Annotated in this window: 10 protein-coding genes; 1 reads left to right on the plus strand and 9 read right to left on the minus strand. The window is 47.4% G+C overall.

Going from position 1 to position 10,823, the window contains the following annotated elements:
- From cooS to KKC1_RS14875, 9 genes are all read right to left on the minus strand, one after another.
- The coding region (gene cooS, locus KKC1_RS14835) for an anaerobic carbon-monoxide dehydrogenase catalytic subunit (RefSeq protein ID WP_088555216.1) at positions 1 to 1,532 on the minus strand (1,532 nt) is incomplete at its 3' end.
- A gap of 134 nt (positions 1,533 to 1,666) precedes the next feature.
- On the minus strand, positions 1,667 to 3,001 hold the full coding sequence (gene hflX / locus KKC1_RS14840; protein WP_088555207.1) for a GTPase HflX: 1,335 nt from the start codon (positions 2,999 to 3,001) through the stop codon (positions 1,667 to 1,669).
- Between the two features lie 72 nt (positions 3,002 to 3,073).
- Positions 3,074 to 4,597, minus strand: coding sequence for a penicillin-binding transpeptidase domain-containing protein (locus KKC1_RS14845; protein WP_088555208.1), 1,524 nt, complete (start codon positions 4,595 to 4,597; stop codon positions 3,074 to 3,076).
- 86 nt (positions 4,598 to 4,683) lie between these two features.
- Positions 4,684 to 5,202, minus strand: a complete 519-nt coding sequence (locus KKC1_RS14850) for a Rossmann-fold NAD(P)-binding domain-containing protein (protein ID WP_088555209.1) — start codon at positions 5,200 to 5,202, stop codon at positions 4,684 to 4,686.
- Between the two features lie 85 nt (positions 5,203 to 5,287).
- Positions 5,288 to 5,491 carry a DUF4911 domain-containing protein gene (locus KKC1_RS14855; RefSeq protein WP_088555210.1) on the minus strand — a complete coding sequence of 68 codons (204 nt, stop codon included), beginning with the start codon at positions 5,489 to 5,491 and terminating at the stop codon, positions 5,288 to 5,290.
- Positions 5,491 to 6,720: a peptidase U32 family protein gene (locus KKC1_RS14860; protein ID WP_088555211.1), complete on the minus strand. Its 1,230-nt coding sequence runs from the start codon at positions 6,718 to 6,720 to the stop codon at positions 5,491 to 5,493. Before KKC1_RS14860 ends, KKC1_RS14855 begins: the two co-directional genes overlap by 1 nt.
- Before the next feature lie 87 nt (positions 6,721 to 6,807).
- The gene (gene mltG, locus KKC1_RS14865) at positions 6,808 to 7,884 is read right to left on the minus strand and encodes an endolytic transglycosylase MltG (protein ID WP_088555212.1); all 1,077 of its coding nucleotides are present in this window, start codon (positions 7,882 to 7,884) and stop codon (positions 6,808 to 6,810) included.
- 126 nt (positions 7,885 to 8,010) lie between these two features.
- Positions 8,011 to 9,393: a VanW family protein gene (locus KKC1_RS14870; protein WP_088555213.1), complete on the minus strand. Its 1,383-nt coding sequence runs from the start codon at positions 9,391 to 9,393 to the stop codon at positions 8,011 to 8,013.
- Between the two features lie 101 nt (positions 9,394 to 9,494).
- A complete protein-coding gene (locus KKC1_RS14875; protein WP_088555214.1) occupies positions 9,495 to 9,761 on the minus strand; it encodes a DUF1292 domain-containing protein in 267 nt (88 codons plus the stop codon).
- A 156-nt stretch (positions 9,762 to 9,917) separates the two neighbouring features.
- Here KKC1_RS14875 and KKC1_RS14880 point away from each other — a divergent pair.
- Positions 9,918 to 10,823, plus strand: a 906-nt coding sequence (locus KKC1_RS14880; RefSeq protein ID WP_088555215.1) for an ISNCY family transposase, incomplete at its 3' end; no start/stop codon positions are given.

Consider the following 10,823-nt stretch of genomic DNA (forward strand, 5'->3'; position numbering starts at 1 on the left):
ATTTTTAAACTGCCACAAACTTCTTTAAGACCCGGTCCAACTATATCCAGGGCGGCAAGATTACACAATCCTGCCACTTCCAGCGCGTGATTGCCGCAACCACCGCTTACTATGAGTATATCTCTTTTAATCAACTCTTTGGCCATATTAACAGTCATGTAGTCGTGAGGCCCTGTAGACAGGGTGGTACAGTTTACCAGAGCCACTACACCTTTAATTTTCCCGGCTTTAATAACCTCCAGCAAAGGGTTTAAGTTACCTCCCAGCGCATTTAACACTGCTTCCGGAGAGAACCCGGCAATAGCTTTCTGCACTCGACCAGGAACCTTGGGCTGTATCCGACCCTTGCGGTTTTTGAAATTCTCTATAGCCCAATCAATCAGTTGTCGGGCTTGTTCAGCTACTTCGGTGGGCTTATAATCCAAATGTTTAACCACTCCAGGTATACGGACCAGGTCAGATACACATACCAAGGTTACTCCGTATTTCTCCGCATAAGGAGCCAGCCAGGGAGGCGAGCAATTTTCATCCATGGCAAATACGTCTACCGCACCGGTAGCCAGCAGCGGCTCGATCGCCAGCCAGTTTCCAGTTAGACCCCTAAATACGTCATCCATAGGGAACCGCTGTAGCACTTCCTGGCCGCTCTCTATAGAACCGATAACCCGAAGCCCCTTGGCGCCGGCCTGCTTAGCCTTATCCTGTACTTCAGGTTTTCCGGCCTCATAGATAGCGGCTATCCCCACCCATGGTTCATGCCCGTTAAAAACTATGTTAACATAATCGGGGTCCAAAATACCTAGGTCCACCTCCACCTCATGAGGCACAGGCGTGCCAAAAAGAATGTCCTGTACCACTTCCAAACCGATTTGAGCGCCGTAGATGGTCGCTATTCCTAGTCGTAGAGCCTTGCGGGCCATGGAAAAATAGTCTCCATCTACGTTGGTGAGACAACTGGCAACTGCATCCTTAATCTCATGCATGACTCCGGCGGGAAAGATAGCCAGGTCCTGCCATACTTTTTTCCGCGGGGCAGGAGCGAATACTTCGATCATCATCCCTGGCTCGTCATAGTCTCGATAAAGTTCCCAAATTAAAAAATCCGCTAGGCGGACAGCAACGTCTTCCGGTGTTCCCGAGCGATCAATCTGAACCATCCCCGCCAGCCACATTAATTTGTCTTTGTCGGTAATACTATAAGGAGTTTTCCCCTGAGCTGTAGCTTTCAAAGTGCGATACGCTTCGTAGGCGTGATGAGTGTATGTAGAAGTGCCCATGGCATTGCGGAGAAGCATATCTCGCATAGCCATAGCATTGGGATCAATTCCGCAAACTCCCAGGACAGCACCAGCTTTCTCAGAAATTCGGCAGGGGCCATTGGTGCAAAGCTGGCAACTGACACCCCGCAAACAAAAATCACACCGGATTGTCTCCTGGGGATTAAAACGATCCCAGACATTACTCAAGCCATCAGCTTTAATTCTTTCGTACATTTCCTGAACGGAATCATGAACGCTGACGCGAGCGTTCATTTTCGCTCTATTTCTTTCCGCCACCAAATTCCCTCCTTCAGATAAATGTTATTTATTACTATCACCAATTCTTAGTATGAACGGCTCTTTTTAAAAAATAAGTGAAATATTTTACCAGAAAATAGAACAAGCCCCTAAGTGGGGCTTGCTATTTTGAAATCAGCCTTGTTTTTTAACCATCCCGTTTTTAATCGTTGCAGGAATTCTTCTTTAACAAAGGCTTTTACCTTTATTGCATTGTCTTCAAAGCTTACCGATACATCCTCTCCCTTTTCATAAATCTGGGAGAGAACAGAAGCCTGATCGTAAGGTATTTCCAGTTCTAACCGGTACAGAGGCTCCCTCAGCATTTTTTCCATCTCGGACAAAAGGTCCTGAATACCGCTCATTCTCAAGGCTGATACGCGTACATAAGGGGAATTATCCGGAGGAGGTACCAACAGCGTATCGCCTACCAGATCCATCTTATTATACACGGTAATACGAGGTTTATCCGCAGCTCCCAAATCCTTCAATACCCGGTAAACTACGTTCATTTGCCGTTCATAGCTGGAACTGCTTGCGTCCACAACATGTAGAAGCAAATCCGCTTCTACTACTTCCTCCAGAGTCGCTTTGAAAGCCGACACCAGTTGGTGGGGTAGTTTATTGATAAATCCTACTGTGTCGCTGACCAAAACTTTCTGCCCGTGAGGTAAGATAATTCCGCGGAGGGTGGGATCCAGAGTGGCAAATAGCTTGTTAGTTCCGGCATCTTCATTCTCCCATTTTACCGGTTTGGCCGCCGCCACCTTTAAAAGAGCGTAGCGCAGCGTTGACTTCCCCGCGTTGGTATAACCTACCATAGCTACTGTCGGTAAAGCACCTTTTCTTCCCTGTCTCTGGACCGCCCGTTTCCTCCGTACCTGTTCCAACTGTTTCTCTATAGCAGATATGCGGCGGCGAATATGTCTCCGGTCGGTCTCCAACTTGGTCTCTCCAGGGCCCCGCGTTCCAATACCACCGGCCAGCCTAGAAAGACTTAATCCCGTACCTACTAGGCGGGGAAGGCGATATTTAAGTTGAGCCAGTTCGACCTGCAATTGGGCTTCTTTGGTTCGGGCCCTCTGGGCAAAAACGTCCAGGATTAAAGCCGTGCGGTCTATAACCCGGGCTCCTGTAACCTCTTCCAGGTTCCTGGTCTGGGTTCCCGATAATTCCTCATCAAAAATTATTAGATTTGCCCCCAATTGTTCCCGCCGGGCAGCTAAATCCCGGGCGAGTCCCTCCCCAATAAAGTAGGCACTGTCTATTTTTCTTCTCCTCTGAATAATTTTATCCACGACCTTTGCCCCGGCAGTCTCTGCCAGTTGGGCCAGTTCTTGTAAGGATTCCTCCACAGCCACCCGGTCTGAATTTTCCGTCGCCACAGCAACACCTACCAGAATGGCCTTTTCCAGTCTCGGATTTTCCCGTCGCTCGAGAATTATCGTTCACCCTTTTCCACTGTTATTTTTCTATTTTATTTTAACATATTTCTAGCTGACGTTTTGGGTTAATGTTCACGGGTTTCCGGCTTCGGCCCTCACGGACTCTTTTTCCAAAATTTCTTTTAGAATATAGCGGAAGAGCTGTTCTGCCATATAGCCATCAAACTTTTCTTCCTCTACCAAAACGGCCACAGCATAACGGGGATTCTCCAATGGCGCATAACCGACAAACCAGTCGGGAATTACTGTCTGAGGCAAAACTGTACCGTTGGCCGCTTCGCTCGGGACAGTTATATATGTATTTCTTCCGGATACCCCTGCCGCATAATAATTCCCCTGCCGGTCCTGAAACTTGCTTTGGGAAAGAAAGACTGGTTTAAGAATTAACTGCAGTTGATCAGCCGTCCCTGAGGACATGACCCGTTGGGAAGGAGGCAGGGCAAAAAACTTAGTCACCTCACCGCTCCCGTTTTGAATTTCTAAAACTAGCCGGGGCGGGCTGTAAAGCCCGCCGCGGGCAACCGTCCTCAATAAGTTGGCCGCCTGTAAAGGGCTTAGAAGGAATTCTTCTTGCCCCAAGGAGCCCTTAATCGCTACCTTTGCCCCAGCTCTAAAAGGTTTCGTCTGGGGGTATCCTATCAACTGCCACCCGTTCACCTGCTCCTCCAGAGCCCTCGCAGCCACTACCAATTTCAAAATGGCGCCCGGGTGGTAAGGTTCCAATGCCCGGTTGACAAAAGAGCCTGGCTCCGGTTGGCAACCGTTGTCTAACCAATTTTGATGGAAAGCGGGGCGGCTGGCCATAGCCAGCACATCGCCGGAAGCTACATCTAAAACTACCACAGCTCCCTTTTTCACCCAGCTATCGATGGCCCTTTCCACTATCTCCTGGATCTCCCGGTCTATAGTCAGAACTACTCGGTTGCGGGGAACATGATCTTCTGAGCTGGCTATTTTTTTAAATCCCAAGCCGGGAATCAACCTGCCCCTGGCATCTACCAGTGCCCGCCAGTAATAACGGTGGCTTCCCCGGTTGAGCACATCCTCATATATCGTTTCTATGCCTACATCTTCGGAACCCTCCGTTTGTTTTTTCTGTTTTTGGCTACCGACATAACCGATTACGTGCACGGCAACGGAACGGGGTCCGTATCTGGTTATCATGGGAAGTAAATAGACTCCAGGTATTGGGTAATTTTGTAATTCTCTAACCATTTGGGAATCCACATTAACTTTGAGGACAAAGGGTTGAGCCGACTTCTCCCTCTCAATTTCAGACATTCGCCGCATCAGGAACGCGGAGGGAATGGCCAATATTTCTTCCAACTTTTCAGCTGTTTTTTCCCGGTCTTCTATCATACCAGGGAAAACTACAACTACCGGTCTTTCTCCCCGATCCGTTAAGCTCCGACCCCAGCGGTCAACGATATCGCCGCGGGGATAGTCTTCGTAGGGGAAGAGTTCCGTTCGATACTGGATGGCCTGAACCGCCAGCTCTTGACCCTTAACAATTTGAAGGTAAAAGAGCTTTGCTTCCAATAGAAAAAACAGTATCGAGAACAAACCTGCGAGGAAAATCAAACGCCGGGAATTCATTCTGTTCACCTGCTGAATTTATTTGGTAATAATTAACGTTAACTGAAACAGATATATTTATACATAAAAAAACCATGGTAGCATTTCTACCACGGTTTGTCGTCTTTAAGTCCAGCTATTTTTTTGGCCTTCTCTAATTTTTCCCGTGCTTCATCTAGCAAACGCGTAGCCTCTTGAAAATTACCGTCGGCCTCCTCAAGTAAAGCTTTTTTCTCCTTATCCAGATACTCTCGCAAATCAGACAGCCCTTCCATATAGTAGGCAAAAGATGAAACCAAAACCTCTTTTATTTTGACCAGGTGTCCTGGCGCTTCCATTTCTTTAGCCTGTTGAAGTAGGTCCTGGGCATTCTCCTTCACATAGCGGAAGACGGCATTGGCATCAAATTTGGTGCTCTCACCGTTCAACAGTTGGTTAAGGGCCTCCTCCCGCATCTGGTTCAGCCGTCGTAGCTCTGTCACAATCTTCTTATACTGAAAGTCAAAGGTCTCTACCTGCAGCGGGCTTGCCACCGTACCGTCGTACTCCGTCGGGTCAGTCGACATACTGCAACCGACCGCTAAAAAAGCCATTAACAAAATCAGAGCACCTGCTGCCCTTTTCATTATTCCCGCCTCCCAGTATATTTTAACACCGTTTGCCCCCATGCACAATGGAGCGGGAATAATAGCCTCATATCAACCGCATCGCTTACCGCCTCAGTATCTTCACCGGAACGGGGAAATCCTCTAATATCCTTATAACTTCCTCGCGTGTATCAGGGGTAACATGAACCTCTACCAATCCTTCCTTCGCATCGGCTGTGGTTACCATCGCCAGCCCGTCATAACCTTCTATAATCTTATTCAAAAAATCTATTTCTTTTGGGTTAACTTGAACTAAGATAGCCTCCATCAGTTACTCGCCTCCGGAACTCGCCGCATCAGGCTGTAAGGTTCAAGAGGAAAGGGAACAGGTATCTTAACTAACTGCCGGGGATGTACTGCCGCTTCAATTAACTGGCCTTCTTCATTTTCCATCCGCTCAATTCTGCAGCGGAAGGGACCGGAGGTAGGACCCGTAAATTCCACCACATCACCTACCTGAAACCGGTTTCTCTCCTCCACCCATGCCATTCCCTTTACCGGATCGTATTCCTGCACCACACCTATGAAGTCGTAAAGGCGCAGGTACGCAGAAGAAGTATACCGGTGATCTTCGGCTCCGGGTCTGCCGAAATAAAAGCCCGTGGTATATTTCCGATGGCTCACCTTCCTCACTTCTTCCATCAGTTGCGGATCCAAACGGTAACCCTCAGGATTCGATATATAAGCATCAATAGCCTGCCGGTAAGCCTTTACTACCGTAGCCACATAATGAACACTTTTCATCCGCCCTTCGATCTTGAAACTGTCCAACCCGGCCGCTACCAGCTCGGGTATATATTCCAGCATACAAAGGTCCTTAGAGTTGAATATATACGTTCCTCTCTCATCCTCCAAAACCGGTAAATACTCACCGGGACGTTTTTCTTCCACCAGGTGGTACTTCCACCGGCAGGGGTGCGTACATTCCCCCCGGTTGGCACTGCGTCCCGTTAAAAAACTGCTGAGCAGGCAACGCCCGGAATAAGAGACACACATGGCTCCGTGGACAAACGCTTCCAGTTCCAGCTCAACCCTGTTTCTTATTTCTTGTATTTCTTGCAGGGAAAGTTCCCTGGCCAGTACCACTCGCTTAATTCCCTGTTCCTGCCAAAACAGCACACTAGACCAGTTGGTAGTATTAGCTTGCGTGCTGAGGTGAACCGGGAGTTGTGGGACTGTCCGGCGGACTATCCGCCATACACCGGGATCCGAAATAATGATGGCATCCACTCCGTCCTCAGCCAGCTCTTCCAGATAGGAAGGTAAGCCGTTCAGATCCCGGTTGTGAGCAAAAATGTTTACCGTGACATACGCCTTGGCTCCATGCCGGTGGGCAAAATCGACTCCCTTGCGTATTTCCTCTCGGGTAAAGTTGCCGGCAAAAGCGCGAAGCCCGTATCGTTTTCCTGCAAAATATACAGCATCTGCACCGTACAAGACAGCCATCTGCAACTTTTCCAGGTTACCCGCCGGAGCTAAAAGTTCCGGTTTTTGCATTCTCGTCACCTCTCCTATTCGTCCGGTACCTAAAGAAAAGGTGTGGCAGTTGCCACACTCACTTCCCAACAGCTAGTCGAGATATGGTTAATGAAGATATTTGGCCTTGGCCCGGTTGTGCTCTGTCAAAGTGGTGCTGAAGATGTGCGAACCGTCCTTTTTGGCCACAAAGTAAAGGTAAGGAACATCTGAAGGATACAACGCTGCCTCAATGGAGGCCCTTCCCGGCGACCCTATGGGTCCGGGAGGTAAACCTTCATGGCGATAGGTATTGTAGGGCGATTCAATATTAAGGTCATCATAAGTAAGAACTTCTTTCGGTTCTTCCAACAGATACTGCACGGTAGCACAGGACTGTAGCCGCATATTTCGCTCTAACCGGTTATGAAAAACTGCTGACACCAGGGGACGCTCTGCATCCAGTTTAGCCTCTTTTTCAATTATGGAGGCCAGCGTAATGATTTCCCGATCGGTGAAACCGAGATAAGTAGCTCGCCGGCGCAGTTCCGGTGTATAAACCTCGGCAAAACGCCGCAGCATCAGTTCAATAATTTTCTCTTCGGTTAGCCCCTTGGGAACGTTATAAGTATCGGGAAAGAGGAATCCTTCCAGCCGGTAATTGGCATTTTCCCCACCCTGGAGGAAAGAATAGGGGAAATCTCCTTCACGGGCCAACTGCAAAAATTTCTCTTCGTCTACCAAACCCATTTTCGCCAGCATGGAGGCAATCTGCTCTACTGTATAACCTTCAGGAATAGTAAAAGAATAAGTCTTAACATCTCCCCGCACTAGCTTAGCAACAATTTCCGGCACTGACTGGTTCGGACTAAATATGTATTCACCAGCCTGCAAGTTTTTATCCAGGTTTTTAATTCGCGCATAGAGCTCAAAAACAACCTTGCTCCGAATTATTTCTTTTTCTCTCAACAGCCGGGCAATTTCCCCGGCTGTCGAACCAGGCCGAATAAACACCGCAACCTCCGCAGCTGGAGCTTCCGCCACTGGAGTGAGAAAGATATAAAACCTATACCCTCCAAATGCTGCTAGAAAGGCCAAGAAAAAAACTACTACCCCTAATAACCTCGCCCTAAAACTCTTCTTCTCCTGCGGCTGCGGCGAATGAGGTGCTTGCGAGCTAGGTGAAGACGGCAAACTAGCATCCATGAGCAGTTCCTCCAGTTTCTGTTCCTTTTACTCTACACGCATATTATACATCTTGCGGCCTTTTTTCACAACCTTTGTCCCCCACCAGGAGTCGTAAAATGAAAATTGATATCTATACCCCTGATTTCAGTTGGAAACATCGCTTGACTTTTGTGGCGGAACCCGCACAATGGCGGGTTCAGGCGGATAAATGTCTCGTGAAATTATTTCTTTTTTCACCACTTTATTACCTTCCCGTGCTATACGGACAACTTCGGTCTTATACCCCGGAGTTCCCTCCCGTTCCACCAAATTCTTACCCGGGGGGAGGCCCGTATCAACCTTGTACAATACTTTAGGTGGCATGGTTTCTATAACCCGGCTGACTATAGTTACTTTCGGTTGGTTTTCAGGGTTACCAAAAATTTTTACCGTCAGCCGGTCGCGGTCTACTCGAGTCCGTATTAACAAGTGACCACCTGTGTTATTTTGAAATTTCAGATCTATTAGTCCATATGCCACCGTAGCATCTGTTCCCAACGGAACGTATTTGACCGGCAACGAGTGTCGTCTCCGTTCAATAATGGAAAGGTTGGCCCGGAGAGCAGCATTATAGAGAGTTGATGAAACCTGACAGACACCGCCACCCATCCCAGGGACGAATTCCCTATTTTTTATGATTAAAGCTTCTTTGTAACCATTAACTGCCGTCCTCGGACCCACCACCGTGTTGAAGGAAAAAATTTCTCCAGGCTCAATTAAGTAATTGTTGAGCGCCTCTGCGGCCAACCGTAGGTTATGCACGCGTTCTTTGTTATTGGGATTGAATCCGGTACTGTAGGAGGCAATAAGTCCTTTAATCTGCATATTCAAAATATCCTGAGTGGAGATACGCTCGGGCACTTCTACCGTTTCCAGTTTTAAAAGCAATAAATCATTTGACCCGGAAGCCTTCAGTAAAGCACGTAAATCTCTCAACGCCTTATCCAGGTTCACTTTCCTTCCTGGTCGTGAGGGAATAACCTCTACTGTGTCGTCTTCTTTAACTACTAGACGGGCATCTTGGGGAGGTACTTCCAGTTCACGGGTCAATACATGAATTTTTTCTTTGGCCTGCTCTTCTTCCATTTTCCAGGTGATTCCTATTGACCAGCCTTTTTTCCCAGCATGCCAGCGTTCCCTGAGCCGAGATAACCAAGAACCTTCATTGCCAACTGCCAGCGCTTCATCAATAATTTTTTGTAAGTCAGGAGCAATTCCCAGCTCTCCGTAGGTGACCCGCCATGAATTCTCCCCATGCAAAAGAATAACTAAATTCCTTTCCCAGTGCTCAGCTAACTTCCTTAAAATACTATCAGCCTCTTCCGCCGACAACCCTCCCAATTTAAATCCATTGACATGGACCCCTGCATGAATCCTTTCCGAAGGAACTAACCACTGATTGTGTACCGACAAAAACCAAATAGAAAGAATAAGCAGAACGGTCCCGAAAAATATACGAACATGACGGCGGAAAGCGCTAACAGCCAACCACTATCACCTGCCCAGACCGGACCTAATCTTATTTGTATTCATCCGGCCGGAAGATGATACAGGACGGACAAAATTAAAAGAGCCTTGTCAGGCTCTATTTATTGTTCATATCCGTCCTCCTGATTGACGAGTTCCTGCCATGCTTTAGCTACCATTTCCCACTCGTCGTCATCTTCTATGTCGAATAGTATTTCTTCTCCATTCTCATCCGTACCCATTTTTAAGATAATCGCTTCCTCGATTTCGCCTTCCGGCAGCAGTATAGCGTACCTTTCTTCATCCAGCTCCAGAACATCCACCAGAGTAAACTCGTGTTCCCGTCCCTCTTCATCCACCAAGACTACTAAATTATCATGTTCCTGCATCCAGCACACCTCTTTCTTAGTAATTATTGATATTGTATTACTGTTATCTCCCGTTGTCAACCTGTACCTGGACTAACTTGTGTTTATCTTGTGATAATGTCACCATGTAAACTATCGTGATAAAATGTCACTATGAAGGACGAGGTGCGTTATCTAATGACCCAAGAACAACTTAATAGGTTTAGTGTTATTTCATCCCTCATTGATGGCCACATCACGGTCAGGGAAGCAGCTCTAAGTTTAGACCTGAGTGAACGCCAGGTTAAACGTCTAAAAAAAGGAGTGATGGAAGAAGGCCCGGAGTTTCTGATCCATAAAAATACTGGCCGTTCACCCAAGCATGCAATCCCTAAGGAAACTAAAGAGAAGATTATCGCTTTAAAACTTTCTGAACCCTACAAAGACGCCAATTTTAAACATTTTCAAGAACTTCTAGCAGAACATGAAGGTATCATTCTAAGCTATTCCTGCCTGTACTCAATTTTGACTGAGGCTGGTATTGAAAGCCCCAAAAAACGGAGAAGATTTAAACCCCACCGTCGCAGAAAGAGAAAACCGCAGGAGGGCCTCCTCATCCAGATGGATGCCTCTCCTTTTGAGTGGTTCGGTACTAAAGAACAGTTTGCCCTCCACGGTGCTATTGACGATGCTACCGGCAAAATTGTCGGCCTTTACCTCACTAAAAATGAGTGCCTTCACGGGTACTTTGAGATCACCTGGCAAATCCTCAAAAAACACGGTATTCCTGCTAGCATTTATGCCGATAGACATTCCATATTTCAATCCCCGAAAGCTTCCAAGCTTACGGTTGAAGAACAGCTTGCCGGTAAGGTGGTCAAAGATACCCAGTTTGGAAGAGCTATGAATGAACTGGGAATTACTCTTATCCCTGCACGCTCTCCTCAGGCCAAAGGCCGGGTGGAACGCCTATGGGAAACTCTCCAAAGCAGGCTCCCGGTTGAGTTTAAAATTGCCGGTATCACCTCTTTAGAGCAAGCTAATGAGTTCTTGACTCAATACATAGATAAATTTAACGCGCTGTTCGCTGTTGAAGCTAAGGAA

This window comes from Calderihabitans maritimus (genome assembly GCF_002207765.1).
GTDB lineage: Bacteria > Bacillota > KKC1 > Calderihabitantales > Calderihabitantaceae > Calderihabitans > Calderihabitans maritimus.

Bases quoted from the DNA above. Each gene is read 5' to 3' on its own strand.
- KKC1_RS14845 (WP_088555208.1), bottom strand. From the start codon at position 4,597: ATGAATTCCCGGCGTTTGATTTTCCTCGCAGGTTTGTTCTCGATACTG.
- KKC1_RS14850 (WP_088555209.1), bottom strand. From the start codon at position 5,202: ATGAAAAGGGCAGCAGGTGCTCTGATTTTGTTAATGGCTTTTTTAGCG.
- KKC1_RS14855 (WP_088555210.1), bottom strand. From the start codon at position 5,491: ATGGAGGCTATCTTAGTTCAAGTTAACCCAAAAGAAATAGATTTTTTG.
- KKC1_RS14860 (WP_088555211.1), bottom strand. From the start codon at position 6,720: ATGCAAAAACCGGAACTTTTAGCTCCGGCGGGTAACCTGGAAAAGTTG.
- mltG (WP_088555212.1), bottom strand. From the start codon at position 7,884: ATGGATGCTAGTTTGCCGTCTTCACCTAGCTCGCAAGCACCTCATTCG.
- KKC1_RS14875 (WP_088555214.1), bottom strand. From the start codon at position 9,761: ATGCAGGAACATGATAATTTAGTAGTCTTGGTGGATGAAGAGGGACGG.